Raw genomic sequence first — 24212 nt, forward strand, 5'->3', positions numbered from 1 at the left:
TCTATTTGAGTATCAATTAACATCTGCAATCGCTATCTTTCACCTTATATATTCTATCATAGGCATTCTAAGAGAAACTACTCAAATCCCTTATACACAACAAGTAAAAAAGAGCCTCACTATTAGCAGCAAGGCTCTTTTCTTTATTCCATATGCTAGCCTTTTGAATAAAAACTAGTAATAACGTTCACATTACTACTTCTGATCCATTAGCAAGTAAGTGATCCATTTATTTTCAAAACGAATCTTTTTTATTCTACAGAGAAGATGAAAGAATACACTGGTTGATTCCCAGCATGCACTTCTACTTCAGCATCTTCAAATTTCTCTTCTACAAATGCAACTAACTCAGCTACTTCTTCATCAGTTGCATCTTCACCTTGTAGAATCGTTACGATTTCAGACTCTTCATCAATCAATGCTTCTAATAATTGCTTTGCAGCTCCTACTTTTTCAGCATTTGTTGATACGATTTTTCCATCCGCAATGCACATGAAATCGTCTTTTTGAATTGCTACACCGTCAATTTCCGTATCACGAACAGCATACGTAATTTGACCCGTTTTCACATGAGATAAAGCTTCTTTCATGTTTTCTTCATTTTCTTCTAACGTTCCAACTGGATTAAATGCTAACATTGCAGCCATACCTTGAGGAACTGTTTTTGAACGAATAACAATAACTTCTTGATCAACAACTGACGCTGCTTGTTCTGCTGCCATCACGATGTTTCCGTTATTTGGTAAGATGATGATTTTTTCAGCATTCGCCTCTTCAATCGCCTTCACAATATCCTCCGTACTCGGATTCATCGTTTGGCCACCTTCGATTACTTTCGTTGCACCAATGCTCTCAAATAAAGTTTTAATACCAGATCCCATAGCTACAGTTACGATACCATATGGTTGTTTTTCTTTCGATTGAGTTGTTTGCTCAGGAACCATAGTAGGTTCATCTAATAAAGCGGTATGCTGTTCACGCATATTTTCTACTTTAATCTTAATTAAACTACCATAGCGTTGCCCATAATTCATAGGATCTCCAGGATGTTCCGCATGAATATGAACCTTAACAACCTCATCATCTGATACAACAAGTAGTGAATCTCCGTATACACTAATATCTTCACGGAATTTTTGTTCAGAGAAATTATGTTCCTTCATTTTTTCAGGCTCTAATTTCACCATGAATTCCGTGCAATATCCATACTTTATATCTTCTGTACTCAATTGGCTTTGTACACTACGGTGATGTTCTGCGCGTACCATGTCATTCATAGATGGTTGGGCAGACACATCAGAAGAAATTGTTTCTCCTTTTAAGTCAGCTAAAAATCCTTCATATACAACAACAAGACCTTTACCACCGCTATCTACAACGCCAACTTGCTTTAATACAGGTAATAAATCTGGCGTACGATTTAACGATGCATTGGCTTCTTTCACAACGTCTTCCATAAACAAAACAAAGTCGCGCTGTTTTTTCGCAACTGTCACTGCATATTTACCCGTTTCTCTTGCAACCGTTAAAATCGTTCCTTCAATCGGTTTCATAACCGCTTTGTAAGCCGCTTCTACCCCAGCATCTAAAGCTGCAGCAAAATCAACTGTTGTTAATTCTTCTTTTTGTTCAATGGATTTTGAAAAACCACGGAATAACTGAGATAAAATAACACCAGAGTTACCACGAGCTCCCATTAATAATCCTTTGGCTAAACTTACACCGACTTTACCAGCGTGCTGTGAAGGATTTGCTTTCACTTCACGTGCGCCTGAAGTCATTGATAAGTTCATGTTTGTACCGGTATCGCCATCTGGAACTGGAAATACGTTTAATGCATCAACAAGCTGAACATTATTTGTTAAATTATTCGCTCCTTGCATGATCATTTGTGATAAACGTTTCCCATCAATTTTTTGAATTGACACAGATTTTCCTCCTTAATGCACATTACAAGTTTATTACTTTAACTCCTTGTACGTAGATGTTTACAGAATCTACTGCTAGTCCTACAGTTTGATCTAATGTATATTTCACTTTCGTCTGCACGTTATGTGCTACTTCTGAAATTTTCGTACCATAGCTCACAATAATATACATATCAATATGTACTTCATCTTCATCTTTACGAACAATAACACCTCTAGTAAAATTTTCTTTTCGTAAAATGTCTGTTAATCCATCTTTTAACTGATTTTTTGATGCCATACCTACGATACCGTAGCAATCTACCGCGGCACCTCCAGCAATTGTTGCAATTACATCTGTACTAATATCAATTTGTCCGTACTTCGTTTTAATTTCAATTGACATCTCGTTTCCCCCTTCATAAATGGTGAAAGTGAGCTAGACTACTTTAGTTACTATCATATAATCTTTTCAAAGAAAATTCCATCGTTCTTTCTTTTCACTCTCATATTTTATGTTTTATACTACACTTTTCTATGATGAGCAAAATAGTCCATTGTTATTATACAACATGTACCACTATAATATGTCAAGCAAATTTTCTTGATTTCAACTTTTCTTCACTTACATATAGTGTCAAGTAATTTTTCTTGATTTCTTTTTTCTACAGTGTTGCATTCTCTTTTTAGTTGTGTTAAATTATAGTAGTGTTTTTAGCATCGCAAAAAAGACTAACATTGAAAAATTACGTATGGTAAGGTGTCAAGGGAGGGAAATATAAATGGCTCGTGTTTGTGCTATCACTGGAAGAAAAGCTCGTTCTGGTAACTCTCGTTCTCACGCAATGAACGCTACAAAACGTAAATGGGGCGCTAACCTTCAAAAAGTTCGCGTACGCATCGACGGTAAAGTTCAACGTGTTTACGTTTCTGCTAGAGCATTAAAATCTGGCAAAATCGAACGTGTTTAATAATAAAAAAAAGAGCCGCTAGGCTCTTTTTTTACTATACCAATGGAAAAAGCACCTATTATCGGTGCTTTTTTTAGTCTTTTTTGAAGGTGTTTAACATCGCACGAACAATTCCACCAAGAAATTTAGGTAACTTAATTGTATAAAATCTCATGGTTTCCCTCCTAATCCCCTTTACTCCACTTGCCCACTATATGATGCAAGGAGCAAAATTGTTTCTTCAATCAGTGCTTCTTATCATCATTAATATGCCAGATGCGAATGAAAAAGTACCTTTTTCCTCAATGAGTTCATTACTAATACAAAGTGTCGATCCCCACTCTATCGTTTTATTAGTAAGAGGGTACTTAAATCCTTGTAGTGTAATACCTTCTACACTTTCAGTAACTGGCACAAATGATACATAGGGGAAATTTTTATTTATTCCAATTGTATATGTACCAACTTTTTTCACCATTATTTCATTTTTATTATCCACAATACACATTTCCACTTTTGCTTCTAAACCCTTTAAAAGCATCTGTATATTTGCTAAACCATGATCCAACCGCCCACCAGTTGCACCAAAAATACGAATTAATTTGGGTTTCTGTTCTAAAGCCCAACTAATTGCAATCTCTAAATCCGTTTGATCTTTTTCTCGTGGAACAATATGTAATTCATCTGTTTGCTGTCCCATCCATACTAATTCTTCTTCAGTTACTGAATCGTAATCTCCGAACGCAACAGATGGAGTAATCCCTCTTTTTAGTAAATGGTACACTCCTCTATCAACCGCCGCCCACACTACTTCTTCATTTTCATATCGAGAAAAATCTGCGCAATATTCTGCAGGGCCTCCTGCTAAAATATGAATAATCATTTTTCCTTCCCCTTCTATTGTAAAAAGGCAATCTGCCATTCGGTAGATTGCCTTTTTACATATTTTTCGCTCTATCCTTTCTAAATAGTGAAGTCTTACTAAACCCGAAACTTCACTAGGATAGGGATCTGTTCATTCATTATCCACGAATGATACGGATCGCTTCACCGCGGTCTTTTTGATTGTATACCGCTGATCCAGCTACAAGTACATTTGCTCCTGCTTCAACACAAAGTCTTGCCGTTTCAGCGTTGACACCACCATCAACTTCAATTTCGACTTCTAGATTTCGCTCTTTAACCATTTCTGCAACTTGTTTAATTTTCGGTAATACAGAATGGATAAATTTCTGTCCACCAAATCCAGGATTCACCGTCATAAGTAATACCATATCTATATCTTCTAACACATGCTCAATCACCGAAACTGGCGTATGTGGATTTAATACAACCCCTGCTTTAATGCCATGAGATTTAATTAACTGAATTGTACGATGTAAATGAGGACACGCCTCTACATGAACAGTAATAATATCCGCTCCCGCTTTCGCGAAAGTTGGGATATAGTTATCAGGATTTTCAATCATTAAATGCACATCTAACGGTAATGATGTAATCGGACGGATCGCTTCTACAATTAATGGCCCAATCGTAATATTCGGTACAAAATGCCCGTCCATTACATCGACATGAATGTAATCAGCTCCGCCTTTTTCTACATCTTTAATTTCTTCCCCTAATTTTGAAAAATCTGCTGATAAGATCGATGGTGCAATTTTAATCATAACTAATACCTCGGCTTTCTCTCTCTAATTTCTTCTACGAATTGTTGGTAATTCTTATAACGATATTCTGTAATCTTTCCTTCTTCAACCGCAGCTTTCACCGCACATTTCGGTTCAGAAAGATGTGTACACCCTCTAAATTTACAGTATTGGCTCGCTTCTTTCAACTCAGGAAAACAATATGTAAGATCTTCTACCTCTATATCTATGAAATCAAGTGAACTAAAACCAGGTGTATCCGCAACAAGTCCACTTCCAACTGCAATTAATTCCACGTGTCTTGTCGTATGTTTTCCGCGTCCTAAATGTGAGGAAATATCATTTGTTTTTAGTTCTAAATCCGGACGTAATACGTTAAGCATCGAAGATTTCCCAACACCTGATTGGCCAGCAACGACAGAAACACAACCTTCTAAAAATGGTTTTAAAATAGCAATACTTTCCGATGTATTTATAGAAGTAAATAATACATCATAACCCATTTCACGATAATCATTTGCATAAGCTTCAACGGTTTCTCGCATCTTTTCATCCACTAAATCCATCTTACTAATACAAATAATCGGCTTAATGTTATGATATTCAATCAGCACTAAAAATCGATCTAACAGTCCAGGATTAAAATCTGGTTCTACTGCAGAGAAAACAAGGATTGCTTGATCCACATTAGCAATAGGAGGCCTAACAAGTTCATTTTTTCGATCAAATACTTCAAGCACGTAGCCTTCCGTTGGGTTATCTGCTTGAAAAACGACTTGGTCTCCTACAAGTGGTGTAATTTTATTTTTTCTAAATACACCACGCCCACGACATTGTGTAACCCCTTCTTCATGTTGTACATAATAAAATCCACTTAAAGCTTTTACAATTTTTCCTTCTGGCATATAATTCTCCTTTATTTTGTATAAAGTGAAGCTGTAATTAAAACGAATAGACTAGAGTTCTTTAAACAATTATTTTAAAACCCACCAATATATAACCAGGTTCATATATTTAATCTCTACCATCAATTCGAAATATTTTTTACAACAATATCACTTGTATAGCTTTTTGAATCATATATTTTTGCCTGTTATACAGTCCACCTTGTAGACAGCATAACAGGCAAGGGTAATGCATTCCATTCTCTATAAAAAGAAAATGGAATTCACTATTATTGAGTTGGATATGGTACTTCCTTATCGATAATCGTTACTCCATCCCGTACGATTTTATAGTGACCCTTTGAGCCTTCTTGAATTACAAATTCTAAAGAAATTGTTGCCGACTCTGAAATCGTTCTAGTTTCAATTGGTCTATCCATCTTTTGTTGCATATCTTCTTTATAAATTTCTATTGTTTGCGGTTTTTTCTCACCTATTATAGAAGACTCATATGGGATAGAAATGTTATCCACCTTCACTGTTTTTGTTACTTTCGGCTTAGGGCCATTCGAGATGATAAGTGTCACTTTATCTCCTTCTTTTAACGGAGTTCCTGGTTTTGGCGATTGCGAAATTACAAGACCTTTATCAACCGTATCTGAATACTCTCGTTTTATATCTGGAGTTAATTTTCTCTCATTCAAATCACCAGTTGCACTATTTTCAGTCCATCTTGAAAAATCACCTGGTCTATTTTGATAAGGACCTTTACTTATCCAAACTTTCAGTTCTTGCTCCGCCTCTACAACCATTTGATCAGGTGTCGGTATTTGTTCTACAATTTCACCTTTTGGTTTATCATTTTCAATATAATTTTCAGTAACCTGTTTATATCTTTCTTCTAACTCGGGTTTTACACTCTCAAAGTTTTGACCTGTAAAATCCTTCATCTTACTTTTCTTTTTTCCACCTGATTGATAGATAGTAATTTTAGAACTTTCCTTCACTACTCTTCCTGCTACAGGATCAGTTTTTATTACATCTCCAGCTTCCACATCATCTGTATATACAATATTAGGTTCTGTCACTTCAAAACCTTTTTCTACCAACTTATTTACAGCTGTCGTATATTTCATACCAGCCACATCAGGAACTTTTACATCTTTCGGAATAAAGAATCCCGGAATAACAGTAAGAGCTAATGTTATTCCAATTGCTAAAAGTAAAAATGTCGTAATTAAAACCTTAATCCATTTATTACTTCGTTTTTTCTTCTTATCTAATTCAGTATGTTCTTTTCTTTTTGGTTCATCCACTTTACTTCCACTTAAAACAATCGTTTCATCAGTTACATTTTCAAATAATTGTTCTTGTTGGATAATTGGAATCGCTTTCGTCGCTTCCATATCTTCTGGTATGTAAAATGGCTGTTCATTAATTCGTTCTGGATATAAAGCCGTTTCAATATCTCGTTTCATCGCATTAGCAGATTGGTATCGATGGAACGGATCTTTAGCAGTTGCCTTTAATATAATATTCTCAACACTTTGCGGAATATTTTCATTCCATCTTCTTGGAGACGGTATTTCACTTTGTAAATGTTTTAAAGCTATTGCAACAGCAGATTCACCAGAAAACGGTTGTCTTCCTGTTAACAATTCGAACATAACAATACCAAGCGAATAAATATCTGATTGTTTATTTGCTATCCCGCCGCGCGCTTGTTCTGGTGATAAATAATGCACCGAACCAAGTACTGAATTTGTATGTGTAATAGTTGTTGCACTTGTAGCTGTCGCAATTCCAAAATCTGTTACTTTTACTACTCCATCAGCTCGAATTAAAATATTGTGCGGTTTTATATCACGATGCACAATTTCAAAATGATGAGCGTGTGCCATGGCGGATGTTAATTGCTCCATAATATCAAGAGCTTCCCCTATAGGTAACATCCCTTGCTCAATTATGTATTGCTTTAATGTTTGTCCAGGTACATACTCCATTACAAGATAATATATACCATCTTCTTCTCCAACATCATACATATTCACAATATTTGGATGCGACAACGTTGTAACAGATTGCGCTTCTCGATGGAAACGTTTAATAAACTCTTCGTTATTGGAATAGTCGAGTCTTAATATTTTCACCGCTACATCTCGGCCGAGTATGTCATCATGAGCTAAATATACATTGGCCATCCCTCCACCGCCAATCATTTTTAGCAGCTTATAACGGTCATTTAAGCGTTTTCCAATCAGCACGTTGCACTTCACCTACTTTCGTTTGTCGAATCCGCATAATCAATAAGAACAAGAGTAATATTATCCTCTCCACCACGATCATTCGCCAATTGAATGAGACTTTGCACCTTAGCTTCGAGCTGTTCATTTAACTGTAAAATTTGTTGCATATCAGTCATAGGGACTTTATTAGACAATCCATCAGAGCAAAGAAGCAATTGATCATCTTCTTCAAGTACCAATGTTTTAACATCTAATCCGACTTTTTCTTCTGTTCCTAGCGCTCTTAACAAAACATTTTTTTTCGGGTGGTATTCTGCATCTTCCTTTGAAATTTCACCATGTCTCACAAGTTCATTTACAAGTGAATGATCTTCCGTTACGAGCGACATTACTCCCTCTGATACCATATAACAACGACTATCTCCTATATGACCTATTGTTACAAAATTAGGCGTACAAATTGCTATGATAATCGTTGTTCCCATACCATCACACTCTACGTGTTGTTTAGAATATTCAAAAATGCGTTCATTAATAATTCCAACACTAGTATGTAACCACTCTTCTACTTTTTTAGGCTCATTCATATTATGCGTTTGCTTCCAATAATCATGGAATAATTGAATGGCCATCGAACTAGCTACATCGCCAGCTCGATGACCTCCCATTCCATCTGCTACTACCGCTAAAATATTTCCATCTAAATTGTGAAAAACTCCTGCACTATCTTCATTATGTTGACGAACTTTCCCTTTATCCGATAGAAACACGGCTTTCATCTCGTCACCTCGTCTCTTCTTTGCGCTCCTTCGCACGCAACTGACCGCAGGCAGCATCAATATCGTGACCTTGTTCACGGCGAATTGTTACATTCACTCCACGATCTTTAAGCGTTTTTTCAAATAAGAAAATTTGCTCACGTGGTGTTCGTACGTAATCACGTTCTGGTACGTAGTTAACCGGAATTAAGTTCACATGACACTTTACACCTTTTAAGAGCGCAGCAAGTTCTTCAGCGTGCTCAACTTGGTCATTTTCTCCTCCAAATAGTCCATATTCAAATGTAATACGACGCCCTGTTCTATTTACATAGTATTTAATAGCTTCCATTAAATCAGGTAGCTTATAAGCACGGTTAATCGGCATTAATTTTGAACGTAATTCTGAATTTGGAGCATGCAATGAAATCGCAAAATTAATTTGTAACTCTTCTTCAGCAAACTTGTAAATTTTCGGAATAATACCACTCGTCGAAACTGTCATATGTCTTGCACCAATATGAAGTCCTTTTTCATGGTTAGTGATGCGTAAAAATCCCATTAAATTATCATAGTTATCAAATGGTTCTCCAATTCCCATAACAACAAGAGAACTTACACGTTCTTCCGTTTCATCAAGCGCGCGTTGCACTTCTACTACTTGCGCTACAATTTCTCCAGCTTCTAGGTTTCGTTTTAACCCGCCAAGTGTAGAAGCACAGAACGTACAGCCAATACGACAACCAACTTGTGTTGTTACACAAATAGAATTTCCGTATTCATGTCGCATTAATACCGTTTCAATAGAGTATCCATCATATAACTGGAATAAGAATTTAATCGTTCCATCCGAAGACGTTTGTTTTACTAACGTGTTTAAAGTAGTAATATCAAAGGAATTCGACAATTTATCACGCAATCCTTTAGAAAGGTTTGACATATCCTCATAATTTTTTACACGTTTTTTATATAGCCAGTCAAAAATTTGTCCAGCACGGAACTTCGGTTCTCCTTGTTCCTTTAACCAATCTTGCATTTCATGAAGTTGTAAAGAGTAAATTGATGGTTTTTTCGTTTCTACATTTTTCTTTTGTTTTTTTACAGTCGTTTCCATGATGCTACACCTTCTTCCTTAAACAAGCAATATAAAAGCCATCCGTTGCAAAATAATGCGGTAAAATTTGTACTTGACCTTCATTAATATACGGACTTAATTTTTCTGGCATACGTTCTTTTATCGTAGTATCCCATTCAAATTCAGGATGTTCTTTTAAAAATTTATCTATTACTTGTTCATTTTCTATTTTCTCAATTGTGCACGTACTATAAACAAGACGACCGCCTTGTTTTAATAATGGTGCTATCTTTTCTAATATCGCAAGTTGAATCGTCGATAATCTTTCACTATCGCCTTTATCTTTTCCTAACTTAATATCAGGTTTACGTCTAATTACCCCAAATCCAGAACATGGTGCATCTACTAATATTTTATCAAAAGTTTCATTTGCAAAGTGCTCTTGCACTTTTCTAGCATCTAACGCTTTTGTTTCTATATTTTCTAGACCAAGTCGCTCTGCTTGTTGTTTAATTAAACGCACTTTATGCGCGTGTAAATCAAGAGACATTACTTTACCAGTTCCCTTTAAACGCTCAGCTATATGCGTAGTTTTACCACCAGGAGCAGCACAACTATCAAGAACTGTCTCTCCCTCATTCGGGTCTAAAGCACGTGCAACAAGCATAGAGCTTTCATCTTGAATAGAAAGGAACCCTTTTTTAAACGCTTCTGTATGCGCTACATTCCCTCTTTCAATTTGAATTGCATCATCTGACAAATCGCCAGACTTTGCTTCTATTCCTTCACTTGCCAACAACTCAATTGCTTCTTCTACCGTTACTTTATCAACGTTCACACGTGCTGTAGGTACTGGTGGTAACATGTTTACTTCACACATTTTCTCTGCTGTCTCTAAACCATATTCAGATGCCCAATCTTGTACTAACCAAACTGGGTGACTCGTTGCAATTGCAAGACGTTCCACTGGATCTTTGATTTCATCTAATGAAGGTACACCTTCTCGCTGAATTGAACGCAATACTCCGTTCACCATGCCTGAAATCCCTTTATGCCCACGACGCTTTGCTATTTCAACCGCTTCATGAATAGCCGCTCTTTCTGGCACTCGGTCCAAATATATCATTTGATATAAAGATAAGCGAAGCAATACTCTTACCCACGCCTCAACCTTCTTTTTTAAAAAAGGCTGTAAATAATAATCTAATGTGTCACGACGTTGAATCGTTCCATATACAATTTCAGTTAATAAACCAATATCTTTTCTATCAATTGCATTTTTTTCAATTAGATTATTTAAAAGTAAGTTACTATATGCACCACTTTTTTCTACTTGAATTAAACCATCAAGAGCTAATTCACGAACATTTTGTCTCATGCATTTTCTCCTAACTTCGTGCCAATTTCAGGTTTTGTCCCACGTAAAAATTGTGAACAACTCATACGCTTTTTACCCGACGGTTGCAATTCAGTAATTTTAACACCTATTTCATTCCCTGTTGCAACAACAAATCCATCTTCTTCAAGACCAACTATTGTACCTGGTTCAGCTTTCGCTTCTAGAGAAACTTTCTCTCCCCACCATACTTTAACAACTTGTTCTGCTAAAGTCGTATATGCAACTGGCCATGGGTTCAATCCGCGAATGTGATTGTATACTTCTTCACCTGTTTTTGTCCAATCAATTTTCTCTTGCTCACGTTTTATATTATATGCGAATGTCACTTCATCTTCATTTTGTTTAATCGGTTCTAACTTACCTTGAATTAATAAAGGTACTGTTTTAGATAGAAGATGTGCACCGGCTTCACTTAACTTATCAAATAACGAGCCCGTCGTTTCACGCTCTTCAATTTCCACTTCTACTTGCGTTAAAATATCACCAGCGTCTAATTTTTCTACCATATACATAATTGTAATTCCTGTTTTTTCTTTACCTTCCATAATTGCATAATGAATCGGTGCACCACCGCGTAGTTCTGGAAGTAAAGAGGCATGGACATTAATACATCCGTACTTTGGCGCTTCTAAAATTTCGTTTGGTACAATCTGACCGAACGCAGCTGTTACAATTAAATCCGCCTCTAATGCTAATACTTTTTCATATTCGTCTTTTTCACGAATTTTCAGTGGTTGTAACACCGGAATACCATGTTTCTCCGCTTCAACTTTAACAGGTGTAGGTGTTAATACTTTTTTTCTACCTACCGGACGATCTGGTTGCGTCACAACACCTACTACATCATAGCCATCTTCGATAAGACGACGAAGCACCGGCACTGAAAAGTCCGGTGTTCCCATAAATACTACTTTAATCATTTAAAAACCGCTCCTTTTAACACCTATTCTAATTCGTTTTCTTCATAATATCTTGTCACTTTCGATGTAAATAGAACACCGTGTAAATGATCGATTTCATGTTGAATTGCACGCGCTAAAAATCCTTCCGCTTCTAATAAAAACACTTTACCTCGGCGATTCTGTGCTCTTACTTTAATATAATCTGCACGTTCCACTTCACCATAAAGTCCCGGGAAGCTTAAACAGCCTTCGGGACCTACTTGTTCACCACGTTTTTCTAATATTGATGGATTGATTAACTCGATTTTCCCAGTATCATCATCGACATCAACAACTGCTACTTGCAAGCTTACCCCTACTTGAGGTGCAGCTAAACCGACTCCGTCCGCCATTAACATTGTTTCATGCATATCTTTCAACAATTTCACTAACTTTTTATCAAAGTTAATTACTCTTTCACATGGTGTTTCTAACACTTCATTTGGATGCTTTACTATTTCTAAAACTGCCATATTTCCCTCCGCTACATTAACATTGTTGGATTAAAATCAATTGAGATTTGTAGCTCTTTTTGCATTTCTGCTTGATAATGTTCATTTACCATTTTGAGCACGTTCTTTAAGTTTGGTTCCCGTTTGTATTTTATCATGCATTGGTAACGATATCTATCTTTTATCCTTGGAATTGCTGAAGCAACTGGCCCTAACACCATCGTTTGCTGCGAACAATGCATTCGTAAATGACCGACAATTTTTTCCGTCACTTGCACTGCCTTTAATAATTCTGGATGAGATACCGTTACAAGTACAACATAGTAATAAGGTGGATATTGTCTTGTTCGTCTCATTTGCATTTCTTGGTCAAAAAACACATCATATTGCTGGTTCTTTGCTAACTCTATACTATAATGTTCTGGCGTATACGTTTGAATTACAACTTCCCCTGGCAATTCATGTCTACCTGCCCGTCCACTTACTTGCGTCAATAATTGATATGTTTTTTCACTCGCCCGAAAATCAGGTAAGTGAAGCATCGTATCTGCAGTTAAAACACCAACGAGCGTTACTTTCGGAAAATCAAGTCCTTTGGCGATCATTTGTGTCCCGAGTAATATATCTGCTTTCTCTTCACCAAATGCCTTTAATAACTTCTCATGCATTCCTTTGCGACTTGTCGTATCTACGTCCATTCGAATGACTCGCGCTTCTGGAAATAGTTTTGTAATTTCTTCTTCTACTTTTTGTGTGCCTGTACCAAAGAAACGAATATATGTACTTTGACAAGCTGGACACGCAGTTGGCATATTCTCCTCATAACTGCAATAATGACATTTTAAACGATGGTTCATTTTATGATACGTCAGCGAAATATCACAATGTGGACATTGTACAACATACCCGCAATCACGACACATCACAAATGTTGAATGACCTCTCCTATTTAAAAAGAGAACCATTTGTTCTTTCTTTTCTAGTCGATCTGCTATTTTTTCATGCAACGCCTTCGAAAACATTGATCGATTCCCGTCGCGAAGTTCTTCACGCATGTCAACAATTTCTACTGTTGGTAAAGCTTGTTCGTTCATACGTTTTTCCATCGTTAATAGTTCATAAACACCTTTTGTCGCTCTTGCAAATGATTCAAGTGTAGGCGTTGCACTTCCAAGAACGATTGGACATTTATGATATTGCCCTCTCCACACCGCTACATCTCTTGCATGATACTTCGGGTTATCTTCTTGCTTATAACTCGATTCATGCTCTTCATCAATAATAATAATCCCTAAATTTTCAAAAGGAGCAAAAATAGCTGAACGGGCACCAACTACCACTTTCACTTCTTTTCTTAAAATCTTACGCCATTCATCATATTTTTCACCAACAGACAGTGCACTATGAAGAACCGCTACTTGCGAGCCAAATCTACCTTTAAAACGATCTACCATTTGAGGCGTTAGCGCAATTTCAGGAACGAGTACAATAGCTTCTTTTTCCTTCTTCAGCACCGCTGCTATAGATTGTAAATATACTTCTGTCTTTCCGCTTCCTGTAACACCATATAGTAAAAATGGATTGTAAGTTTCATTTGTAATTGATGATAAAATAGGTGTAATAACTTGCTTTTGTTCCTCTGTAAGTGGAAATGGTTTCGTTTGTTCAAAATCATCATCGTCATACGGATTCCGGTATACTTCCACATATTTTTCTGAGATTAGCCCCTTTTTAACAAGTGATTTTATTGGAGCATCTGTTATTTGTAGCTCTTCTGTTAACAATTTCAACGGTACACTTTTATAATTTTCCACAAAATAATAGAGTACATCTTGTTGTTTTTTACTTTTCAATTCAAATGCAGCTAATTCTAATTTATCTTCCGGCAACTCTGGCTGAACGACTCTTTGTTTCTTCTTCTGCACTTTATCTTTCACTTGATATACGACTTCCATCGTACCATTTTTAATTTCTTGTTGAATAGCGCGGTATAAATGTGGCTGCGCCTCAATAACTTCCCAATCGATTGCTTCCTTATCCTGAAATAAATACAGTATTGCAGGTGCTACTTCTTCTTGTTTACGAAGTTGTAGACGCTTTTTATACGTTGCTTTTATCGCTGTCGGAAGCATGACTTGAAATGCTGAAATCATATAACATAACGTTTCACTTGTAAGCCAATATCCAAGCTTTAATAATTCATCATTTAAAACCGGTGTTACATCTAATATTTCATGGATTGTCTTTAATTTCTTACTTTCCACGTCAACCGAATCTTTAATCTCAATAATAAAACCTTGCAATTTTCTTGGACCAAATGGAACTACTACACGCATTCCTGTCTGTACAATATCTTCCCATTTTCTAGGGATAATGTAATCAAACGGTCTATCTGTCTGACGGGCAGGTACATCAACAATTACACTTGCAAATTTCATAAACGATCATCTTCTAACATCATTTCAATTTGCTTTAATATTTCGCGAGCTACCTCTTTCTTTGTTAAAAGTGGCAACTCAATAACTTTTCCATCTTTTCTATACATTGTTACAATGTTCGTATCTGTGCCAAATCCAGCTCCTTGCGCTTTTACATCATTCGCAACAATCATATTCGCATTTTTCTCACGTAACTTTTTCGTTGCGTATTCCTCTACGTTTGTCGTTTCAGCAGCAAAACCGATAAGTAACTGTTTACCCTTCTTCTCACCTAGCGTTTTTAAAATATCTACCGTTCTCTCTAATTCAATTACAGCATCACCATTCTGCTTTTTCATTTTATTATCATGAACATATTTCGGGCGATAATCTGCAACAGCTGCTGTTTTGATGACAACATCTACATTTTGATAATGTTGAAGGACTGCTTCTAACATATCCTGCGCTGAATCCACTTGTATCGTTGTTACATGTAGTGGCGGATTTAATGCCGTCGGCCCCGAAACAAGTATGACATCAGCCCCTAAGTTCGCTGCTACTTCTGCAATCGCATACCCCATTTTTCCAGAAGAAAAATTCGTCATAAAACGAACTGGATCAATCTTTTCACGCGTCGGGCCAGCAGTTATTAACATTTTCTTACCTTGTAGTGGTTTTTGTTCCGTGAATGCTTCTTCTAACCGCGCAATAATTGCTTCAGGTTCCTCTAGTCTTCCCTTCGCTACATAACCACACGCTAAAAAGCCTTCCCCAGGCTCAATAAATGTATATCCTAACGTTTTTAACGTCATCATATTTTTTTGAACAATTTTATTTTCGTACATATGCACATTCATAGCAGGTGCAATCCATACTGGAGCTGTAGTAGCTAACAAAGTAGTTGTAATCATATCATCCGCAATACCACCAGCTAACTTCCCGATACAATTGGCTGTAGCAGGTGCAACAAGTACTACATCTGCCCAATCTGCTAAATCGATATGAGCAATAACAGCTGAGTCTTTCTCATCGAATGTATCTGTATATACATCATGACGAGAAAGTGCTTGGAATGTAAGAGGCGTAACAAACTTTATTGCCGACTCACTCATGATCACCTTTACAATAGCACCAGCTTGTGTCAATTTACTAGTTAACGCAGCCGCTTTAAAGACCGCAATGCCTCCTGTTACACATAGGAGTATCTTTTTCCCTTTTAGCATATGGCTCGTCCTCTTTCTTTTTCAAACTTATAATACTGAAACAGGTTTCTCAGCTCTTCAGTACCAATATTTCATCCTATCGTAAAAAAATAACAACCTACTTGTAAATAGGTTGTTACCGTTACATAGAAAATTATAAAGTCTATGTTTTAATTTGTCGAAAATAATATCTTAATCAATTATTTTGCCTTCGCTTGGTACATATTTTAACACTTCTACATCGATTTCTTCTAATGCTTTACCTACACATTTATGAGAAACAGGTTGTTCAATAACACAGTTGTTAGCAAGTTGCATTTCACGTGCACGCTTTGCAGCTACTGTTACAAGTGTATATTTAGAATCGATTTTTGTTAGTAATGAATCAATTGATGGATTTAACATAATTATAGACCCTCCGTCATTTCTTTATAATATTTTGCTACTCTTTCGCGGCGGCAATGTTCACCAACCACAATTGCTTTAATTCTATCACAAGCTAATTCAACTTGATCATTTTCTACAACATAGTCGTAAGCGTCCATCATTTCGATTTCTTCTTTCGCTACAGTTAAGCGATTTTCAATAACATCTTCAGTTTCTGTACCACGGCCGACAATTCGGTTTTTTAGCTCAGATAAACTTGGGGGTGCTAAGAAAATAAATACACCTTCTGGGAAAGCTTTCTTAACTTGAATTGCTCCTTGCACTTCAATTTCTAAGAATACATCTTTTCCTTCTTGTAATGTTTTTTCAACATAGTCAATCGGTGTTCCGTAATAATTACCTACGAACTCAGCCCACTCAAGTAATTTTTCATTACGAATCATTTCCTCAAATTCTTCTCTCTCTTTAAAGAAATAATCCACACCATCTACTTCACCTTCACGCGGCTTACGTGTCGTTACTGAAATAGAGTATTGAAAACGTGTATCCTCATGGCTAAACAGCTCTTTTCGAACCGTTCCTTTACCAACCCCAGAAGGTCCTGAAAGAACGATGAGCAATCCTCTTCTACTTCTCATAAATATGTAAAACCTACCCTTCCTCACTTAAATCTTCTTTATTATTCAAACGATGTGCAATCGTCTCTGGCTGAATTGGACTTAATACAACATGCCCATCATCCATAACAATAACCGCCCTTGTTTTTCTCCCATACGTAGCATCTAGTAAAGCATTATGTTCACGTGCTTCCTGTACTGTTCGTTTAATAGGAGCTGACTCCGGACTTACAATAGCAATAATTCGATGAGCAGATACAATATTTCCGTATCCAATATTTAAAAACCGCATGGCCATAGTTTGCGCCTCCTAGTAAGTCTATCCGATTTCTCCACCACGTATAACTTTATATATTTTTTGAAAGCTACTCAATATTTTGTACTTGTTCACGAATTTTTTCAAGGTTATTTTTCATTTCTACAACATATTTTGAAATTGTTAAGTCATTTGCCTTCGAACCAATCGTATTAATTTCTCGATGCATCTCTTGCACGATGAAGTCCATTTTTCTTCCAACAGGCTCTTCAATCTGCAGTGTTTCACGAAATTGTTCTAAATGACTTTGTAAACGAACTAACTCTTCATGAATATCACAACGCTCTGCAAACATCGCGACTTCTGTTAGCAATCTTTGTTCGTCTAGATCTTGATTATGTAATTCCTTTAAGCGATTTTCTAATCGTTCACGATATTTTTGTGTAACAATCGGTGCATGTGGAATAATTGCATTTACACAATTGTGAATCTCTTGTAAACGATACGCCATATCTTTATGTAATCGTTCTCCTTCGCCATCTCTCATCGTTTTCAACATTTGAGCAGCTTGGCGAACAGCCTCATATAAACTATTCTCAAATTGTTCATTTACGTTTTCTATTTCTTCAATTGCCGTTACTTCTGGCATTGCCATTAATTGCCCAAGTGTAATAGAATCTTGCAATTGAAATTTTCCTTTTATATCTTCCATCATCGATTGGTACTGCTTGAGAAGCGACCAATTCACACTTAATTTTCTTTCAACAAGCCCTTCACCCGTTATACTAATAGACACTTCAATGCGCCCACGTCGAACTTGCTGTGCGATTATTTTACGAATTTTGTCTTCAAATACCATCATTTGCTTCGGAAGTCGAATACTCATCTCAAGAAAACGGTGGTTCACCGATTTCATTTCTACTGTAATCTGAAAAGTATCACTTTCTACTTTCGACCTTCCAAACCCTGTCATACTAGAAATCATTTTTATCACATCCAAGCCATGAAATAACTCAATGAAAAAGGTAATAGAGACAAGGCTCTACTACCTTCTGTAAATTATATCACATTTTCATATCATTGACTATTTCAAGTTTAATCCCTTCTTATATAAAAGTGGCTTTTTCTCCTTACCTTTTTTCCTTGTTAATAAAGAACCTACTAATAAGAAAGTCGGAATTGATGACAAACCTCCAATTAACAACCAATCTCTTGCTTGTATTGGCATTGTACTAAAAATTGGTTGTAACGGTGGATAATAAATAACAACGAGCATTAACAACAATGAAATGATAACAGCCCCTACTAAATACACGTTCCCAAATGGATTGCGATGAAAGACAGAATGTTCACTTCGGCAATCAAACACATGAATAAGTTGCGCAAGTACCAAAGTCGCAAATGCTACTGTCTGTGCATATTTCAGTTCATTCGGATGTTGATTATATGCGATAATAAACGCTACTAACGTCACTGCTCCAATGAGGAACCCTCGACTTATAATTTTCCAGGCAAGCCCTCTGGCGAATACTCCCTCTTTCGGATGCCGCGGCGTTCTCTTCATCACATCTCCTTCCGCCTTATCCAAACCTAATGCCATCGCTGGTAAACCGTCGGTAACTAAGTTCACCCATAATATTTGAATTGGAACCATCGGCAATGGCAGTGCCAGTAACATCGCAAATAACATAACTAAAATTTCGCCGACGTTTGATGCTAACAAATATCGAATAAACTTTCGAATATTTTCGTATATGTTTCTACCTTCTTTAATCGCTGATTTAATCGTCGCAAAGTTATCATCTAACAATACAAGCGAAGAAGCTTCTTTCGCAACGTCTGTTCCTGTAATACCCATCGCTATCCCAATATCCGCTGTTTTTATAGCTGGTGCATCGTTTACTCCATCTCCTGTCATCGCTACTATATGCCCTTTATTTTGCAATGATTTAACAATTTTTAATTTATGTTCTGGTGATACACGAGCAAATACGTAAGTATCTTCTACAACATTTTCTAGTTCCTCTATATCCATATTTGCTAGCTCAACACCTTCCACCACACGACCTCCTGGTGGTAAAACCCCTAATTGTTCCGCAATCGCCATCGCTGTTACTTTATGATCTCCTGTAATCATCACTGTTCGAATACCAGCTTCTTTACACTCTTTTACCGCCTGCGCTACCTCTGGTCTTGGCGGATCGATCATACCTTGTATCCCGATTAACATAAAATCTTTTTCAACATCTCTCTCATGTTCAGTGAAATCTGTTACTTTTAATGGCTTAAATGCAACCGCAATTGTTCGAAGCGCTTGGCTACCTAAACTATGAATAGCCGCCTGTACTTCTTTTCTATATAACTCACTCATCGGTTGCTGCTTATCACCCCATAAGATTGTTTGGCTCATTTGCAGGAGGACGTCTGGAGCTCCTTTCGTAACAACAAACTTTTTCCCATCTCGATCACGGACAATAACACTCATCATCTTTCGAGTCGAATCAAATGGGAACTCACGAATAATCTCGAACTTCCCTTTCAGTGCATCACGTGTTATTCCCGCTTTCATTGCTGCAGCTACAAGTGCTCCCTCTGTTGGATCCCCATCTAATACATACGCCTTTTTCTTTTGAATAATATTTGCATTGTTACATAGTGAACCGAATGTAAGTAGCTGATAAAGCGCTTTTGTCTTAGCTGGATTAACTTCTATTTCACCTTTCATAAAAGATCCATTAGGTTCATATCCTTGACCAGTCACTTTCCACAACTCTCCACCTGACCACATATGTGTTACCATCATTTTGTTTTGTGTCATTGTTCCTGTTTTATCAGAACAAATTACAGAAGCACAACCTAATGTTTCTACAGCTGGTAACTTTCTTACAATTGCTCTCTTTTTTATCATACGCTGTACACCAAGTGATAAAGCTACTGTAACGATTGCGGGCAATCCTTCTGGAATAGCAGCAACAGCTAAGGATACACCTGCTAAAAACATATGGTATACTTCATTCCCTTGATACACACCTGCTAATACAACGAGTGCTGTCAAAATAAGAGCTACAATAATTAATATTTTCCCGAGTTGCTCTAATCTTCTTTGCAGTGGTGTTTCCATTTGCTCTGCATTTTGCAACATATTTGCAATTTGGCCCATTGCGGTATTCATACCAGTCGCTACAACGACTCCTGTTCCAGATCCTCGCGTAATCATCGTACCCATAAAAGCCATATTTTTTTGATCACCAATTGAAACATCTTGCCCTTGCAATGCTTCTATCTTCTTTTGTACAGGTACTGACTCTCCTGTCAGGGCAGACTCTTCGATATATAAACTCGATGCCTCAACGAGACGGACGTCAGCCCCAATACGATCACCACTGGAAAATTTAATAACATCACCTAAAACAAGTGCTTTAGATGGTGCCTTTACCCACTTTCCATTCCTCATTACCGTAACTTGCGGGGCGGCTAGTTCTTTTAAAGCTTCCAATGATTTTTCAGCCTTTCTTTCTTGAAAAAAACCTAGAATACCATTGATAATGACAATGGCAACAATAGCTATAGAATCAATATATTCACCTAAAAATGCAGAAACAATTGTTGCTCCAAATAAAACAAGTACCATAAAATCTTTAAATTGTGCTAAAAATACCATTAGTGCAGAAGGCCTTTTTGCTTCTTCTAATTCATTTGTACCAAATTTCTTAATTCGCCCTTCTGCTTCTTTCTCTGTAAGTCCAACCTTTACATTCGTATTCGTTCTTTCTTCCACTTCATGTGCCCGCATTCCATACCAGTTCATCCTGCCATCGACCTCCTGATTCCAGACATACTCTATTGAAAGCTTATTCAGCCTCGTCCAAAAAAATGCTATAATTAACTTTTAGTTAGAAAGGAGTGTTCATTTATGGCATTCGATGGATTATTTACAAGAGCAATTACACATGAAATTGCAAATTCTCTTTACACAGGAAGAATTTCCAAAATATATCAACCTTCAAAATACGAGATTTTATTACATATTCGAGCAAACGGAAAGAACCAAAAACTAATTCTTTCGTCTCACCCTACATATGCGCGTATGCACTTAACGAATCAAAACTACGATTCACCAGCAATACCGCCGATGTTTTGTATGCTTCTTCGTAAACATTTAGAAGGCGGATTTATTGAAAAAATTGAACAAATTGACTTAGAACGTATTATTCAAATTACAGTTCGCAGTCGGAATGAAATCGGAGACGAATCATTAAAAACATTAGTAATCGAAATAATGGGACGACACAGTAACATTATCTTAGTAGATACGAAAACAAATGTTATTTTAGATAGCTTAAAACACATATCTTTAGCGGTAAACCGCCATCGTACTGTATATGCTGGAGCTGAATATGTTGCCCCTCCAGCACAACATAAGGTTAATCCGCTTCTTATCGAAACAGCAGCTGATTTTATTAGACCGCTAGACTTTTTATCCGGAAACATGGACAAACAACTTGTCGGAGCATTTATGGGAATTTCCCCATTATTCGCAAAAGAAGTTGTAAAAAAAGCAGGTATGGCAAATGAAAAAGCATTATCTGAAGCGTTTTTCTCCATACAAAAACCATTACTAACTCATACATATTCACCAACAATGATTACTGCAAACGGAAAAGAATTCTTTTATCTTTTCCCTCTTACACACTTGCAAGGAGAAGAAAAAACATTCTCATCTGTTAGTGAATTGTTAGACCGTTTCTTTTTCGGAAAAGCGGAGCGAGACCGTGTAAAACAACAAGCTCATGATTTAGAACGCTTTATGCAAAACGAAAAAACAAAAATGAGAAAAAACTTATTAAACTTGAAAAAACATTACAAGATGCTGGAAAAGCAGATAAATATCAACTATTTGGAGAGCTACTTACAGCCAATATGTACGCTTTGAAAAAAGGCGATAAAGATATTGAGGTCGTTAATTATTACGATGAAAATGGCGGTACTGTAAAAATCACATTAGATCCTTTAAAAACACCGTCTGACAATGCACAACGCTATTTCCAAAAATACCAAAAAGCAAAAAAATCAGTTGTTGTGGTAGAAGAACAAATCGAAAAAACCAATGAAGAAATTCTTTATTTTGATAGCTTACTTCAACAAATGGAAGCTGCTTCTTCAAAAGATATTGAAGAAATTCGTGAGGAATTAGCCGAAGAAGGATATGTGCGTAATCGTAAGACGAAAAATGCAAAGAAAAAGCCTACAAAACCAGTATTAGATAAATATGTAGCTAGTGACGGTACAGAGATTTTCGTTGGTAAAAACAATAAGCAAAATGATTATTTAACAACGAAATTTGCCCGTCGGGATGAAATTTGGTTACATACGAAAGACATACCTGGTTCTCACGTTGTCATTCGTTCTTTAGAACCTGCTGAAGAAACTTTACTAGAAGCTGCAAAAATTGCCGCTTATTACAGTAAAGCAAAAGAGTCTAGCTCTGTACCTGTTGATTTTACAAAAATACGCCATGTGAAAAAACCGAGTGGTGCAAAGCTTGGATTCGTTACGTACGATAACCAACAAACAGTATATGTAACACCAGATGCTGACATCGTAATGAAATTAAAAGCGTAAATATAAAAAATGCGTTGCTAGATAGCAACGCATTTTTTATATTCATTCACATTCGTTCCTATATCCATTAACTAATTCACACTATCTTTCTTTTGTCATTTTATATATTGTCAAAAAGATTGACAGTGTCATTACGCATTTGTATAAATTTTTTTACAGTATGTATATAAAGTTCAACTCAAGTCAATGTTTTTATCCCCTACTAATTGCAATCTGAATTTTATTAACGGCACGCCTCCCACAAAATAGCTGGATAATCGTTTATTTTCCCTAATATATATTTTGGCACGCTATTTGCTTTATTCAATACTGTGAAAAGGAGGAATTAACATGACTTTAAAAATTGATAAAATCCAAAATCAACTACATCATTATGGACTTGACGGATTACTTATTACAAAAAAAGAAAATCGCCAATATGCAACAGGCTTTACAGGTAGTGCTGGTGTCGTCTTACTCTCTGCAGATCAAGCTGTTTTCATAACTGATTTTCGCTATGTAGATCAAGCCAAAGTACAAATAAAAGACGCGGAAATCATTATGCATAAAGGGAATTTGGAAGAAGAAGTTGCCAATCAAGTATCCAGATTAAACATTCAAAAACTTGGAATTGAAGAAAATAACATGACATTGCAACAATATAAAAACTTACAAAAATACGTACATGCGGAAATGATTCAAGTGTGCGAAATCATCGAAAATATTCGTATTATTAAAGACACGCCTGAAATAGAAACAATGAAAATTGCAGCTACTATTGCTGACGAAGCATTTCACCACATCCTTACCTTTCTAAAACCAGGAATAAGTGAAACTGATGTACGAGATGAGTTAGAATTTTTCATGCGAAAAAGAGGAGCTACATCTTCATCATTCCAAATCATTGTAGCTTCTGGCGTTCGTTCTTCTCTTCCTCATGGCGTTGCATCAAATAAAATAATCGAACGAGGCGATATCGTTACATTAGACTTCGGTGCACTTTACGACGGATATTGTTCCGATATAACACGTACTGTAGCGATCGGAGAACCGTCAGAAGAATTCAAAAAAATATACAATGTTGTACGAGAAGCATTAAAACGTGGAACTGAAGCAATTAAGCCTGGAGAAACTGCGAAAAGTATCGATGATGTAACGAGAGATTACATTACAGAACATGGATACGGTCAATACTTTGGCCACTCTACCGGGCACGGTCTTGGGTTAGAAATACACGAACCGCTTCGCCTATCCCAAGAAAGTAAGGCAACTTTACAAGAAGGTATGGTTGTTACAGTTGAGCCGGGCATTTACATACCAAACTGGGGCGGTTGTAGAATTGAAGACGATATCGTCATTACAAAAGAAGGCTATGAAGTTATTACAAAATCAAATAGAGAACTAATTGTTATCCCTTGTTAAAATCATGGCCCTTTTTAAAAGGAGTTTTTCTCTACACATAGAATTCCTTCTC

At 36.6% G+C, this 24212-nt stretch carries 21 protein-coding genes and 1 pseudogene; 3 read left to right on the forward strand and 19 right to left on the reverse strand.

Annotation, left to right across the window (positions count from 1 at the left end; translation table 11 throughout):
• Positions 1-251: 251 nt before the first annotated feature.
• Together BTOYO_RS05465 and BTOYO_RS05470 are read right to left on the reverse strand one after the other, a co-directional pair.
• On the reverse strand, positions 252-1928 hold the full coding sequence (locus BTOYO_RS05465; protein WP_000027119.1) for a DAK2 domain-containing protein: 1677 nt from the start codon (positions 1926-1928) through the stop codon (positions 252-254).
• Positions 1929-1950: 22 nt separating this feature from the next.
• The gene (locus BTOYO_RS05470) at positions 1951-2313 is read right to left on the reverse strand and encodes an Asp23/Gls24 family envelope stress response protein (RefSeq protein ID WP_000021109.1); all 363 of its coding nucleotides are present in this window, start codon (positions 2311-2313) and stop codon (positions 1951-1953) included.
• 376 nt (positions 2314-2689) lie between these two features.
• On the opposite strand from BTOYO_RS05470, the gene rpmB reads away from it, so the two are divergent.
• The gene (gene rpmB, locus BTOYO_RS05475; protein ID WP_000124776.1) at positions 2690-2878 is read left to right on the forward strand and encodes a 50S ribosomal protein L28; all 189 of its coding nucleotides are present in this window, start codon (positions 2690-2692) and stop codon (positions 2876-2878) included.
• Between the two features lie 73 nt (positions 2879-2951).
• Here rpmB and spoVM read toward each other — a convergent pair whose 3' ends face one another.
• From spoVM to BTOYO_RS05560, 17 genes are all read right to left on the reverse strand, one after another.
• Entirely contained in the window at positions 2952-3032 is an 81-nt protein-coding gene (spoVM, locus tag BTOYO_RS05480) for a stage V sporulation protein SpoVM (RefSeq protein ID WP_001213599.1), read from the reverse strand.
• Between the two features lie 66 nt (positions 3033-3098).
• The gene (locus BTOYO_RS05485) at positions 3099-3779 is read right to left on the reverse strand and encodes a thiamine diphosphokinase (RefSeq protein ID WP_002039429.1); all 681 of its coding nucleotides are present in this window, start codon (positions 3777-3779) and stop codon (positions 3099-3101) included.
• Between the two features lie 100 nt (positions 3780-3879).
• Entirely contained in the window at positions 3880-4524 is a 645-nt protein-coding gene (rpe, locus tag BTOYO_RS05490) for a ribulose-phosphate 3-epimerase (RefSeq protein ID WP_000589965.1), read from the reverse strand.
• Between the two features lie 2 nt (positions 4525-4526).
• A complete protein-coding gene (rsgA, locus tag BTOYO_RS05495; protein WP_001113946.1) occupies positions 4527-5408 on the reverse strand; it encodes a ribosome small subunit-dependent GTPase A in 882 nt (293 codons plus the stop codon).
• Between the two features lie 269 nt (positions 5409-5677).
• Positions 5678-7651, reverse strand: a complete 1974-nt coding sequence (gene prkC / locus BTOYO_RS05500) for a serine/threonine protein kinase PrkC (RefSeq protein WP_000904738.1) — start codon at positions 7649-7651, stop codon at positions 5678-5680.
• A gap of 8 nt (positions 7652-7659) precedes the next feature.
• Positions 7660-8412, reverse strand: coding sequence for a Stp1/IreP family PP2C-type Ser/Thr phosphatase (locus tag BTOYO_RS05505; RefSeq protein WP_000648690.1), 753 nt, complete (start codon positions 8410-8412; stop codon positions 7660-7662).
• Between the two features lie 4 nt (positions 8413-8416).
• On the reverse strand, positions 8417-9505 hold the full coding sequence (gene rlmN / locus BTOYO_RS05510; protein WP_000450536.1) for a dual-specificity RNA methyltransferase RlmN: 1089 nt from the start codon (positions 9503-9505) through the stop codon (positions 8417-8419).
• 4 nt (positions 9506-9509) lie between these two features.
• A complete protein-coding gene (gene rsmB / locus BTOYO_RS05515; protein ID WP_001249655.1) occupies positions 9510-10844 on the reverse strand; it encodes a 16S rRNA (cytosine(967)-C(5))-methyltransferase RsmB in 1335 nt (444 codons plus the stop codon).
• Positions 10841-11785 carry a methionyl-tRNA formyltransferase gene (gene fmt / locus BTOYO_RS05520; protein ID WP_000598797.1) on the reverse strand — a complete coding sequence of 315 codons (945 nt, stop codon included), beginning with the start codon at positions 11783-11785 and terminating at the stop codon, positions 10841-10843. The genes rsmB and fmt overlap by 4 nt, the downstream gene beginning before the upstream one ends.
• A 23-nt stretch (positions 11786-11808) precedes the next feature.
• Positions 11809-12279: a peptide deformylase gene (def, locus tag BTOYO_RS05525; RefSeq protein WP_000279472.1), complete on the reverse strand. Its 471-nt coding sequence runs from the start codon at positions 12277-12279 to the stop codon at positions 11809-11811.
• 11 nt (positions 12280-12290) lie between these two features.
• Positions 12291-14696 (reverse strand): primosomal protein N', encoded by a 2406-nt coding sequence (gene priA / locus BTOYO_RS05530; RefSeq protein ID WP_000666740.1) that lies wholly within the window; start codon positions 14694-14696, stop codon positions 12291-12293.
• Positions 14693-15898: a bifunctional phosphopantothenoylcysteine decarboxylase/phosphopantothenate--cysteine ligase CoaBC gene (gene coaBC / locus BTOYO_RS05535; RefSeq protein ID WP_000911716.1), complete on the reverse strand. Its 1206-nt coding sequence runs from the start codon at positions 15896-15898 to the stop codon at positions 14693-14695. Before coaBC ends, priA begins: the two co-directional genes overlap by 4 nt.
• A 171-nt stretch (positions 15899-16069) precedes the next feature.
• On the reverse strand, positions 16070-16282 hold the full coding sequence (rpoZ, locus tag BTOYO_RS05540; protein WP_000933967.1) for a DNA-directed RNA polymerase subunit omega: 213 nt from the start codon (positions 16280-16282) through the stop codon (positions 16070-16072).
• 2 nt (positions 16283-16284) lie between these two features.
• A complete protein-coding gene (gmk, locus tag BTOYO_RS05545; protein ID WP_001257739.1) occupies positions 16285-16902 on the reverse strand; it encodes a guanylate kinase in 618 nt (205 codons plus the stop codon).
• A 13-nt stretch (positions 16903-16915) separates the two neighbouring features.
• A complete protein-coding gene (gene remA / locus BTOYO_RS05550; protein ID WP_001251456.1) occupies positions 16916-17179 on the reverse strand; it encodes an extracellular matrix/biofilm regulator RemA in 264 nt (87 codons plus the stop codon).
• 67 nt (positions 17180-17246) lie between these two features.
• A complete protein-coding gene (locus tag BTOYO_RS05555) occupies positions 17247-18122 on the reverse strand; it encodes a YicC/YloC family endoribonuclease (protein WP_000625871.1) in 876 nt (291 codons plus the stop codon).
• A gap of 99 nt (positions 18123-18221) precedes the next feature.
• Complete coding sequence (locus tag BTOYO_RS05560; protein WP_001104767.1) at positions 18222-20945, reverse strand: calcium-translocating P-type ATPase, SERCA-type; 2724 nt, start codon at positions 20943-20945, stop codon at positions 18222-18224.
• 105 nt (positions 20946-21050) lie between these two features.
• On the opposite strand from BTOYO_RS05560, the pseudogene BTOYO_RS05565 reads away from it, so the two are divergent.
• Both BTOYO_RS05565 and BTOYO_RS05570 read left to right on the forward strand, forming a co-directional pair.
• Positions 21051-22759, forward strand: a pseudogene (locus BTOYO_RS05565) (Rqc2 family fibronectin-binding protein).
• A 330-nt stretch (positions 22760-23089) separates the two neighbouring features.
• The gene (locus tag BTOYO_RS05570; protein WP_000172784.1) at positions 23090-24160 is read left to right on the forward strand and encodes a M24 family metallopeptidase; all 1071 of its coding nucleotides are present in this window, start codon (positions 23090-23092) and stop codon (positions 24158-24160) included.
• Positions 24161-24212 lie beyond the last annotated feature (52 nt).

Origin of the sequence: Bacillus toyonensis BCT-7112 (assembly GCF_000496285.1) — a bacterium.
Lineage (GTDB): Bacteria > Bacillota > Bacilli > Bacillales > Bacillaceae_G > Bacillus_A > Bacillus_A toyonensis.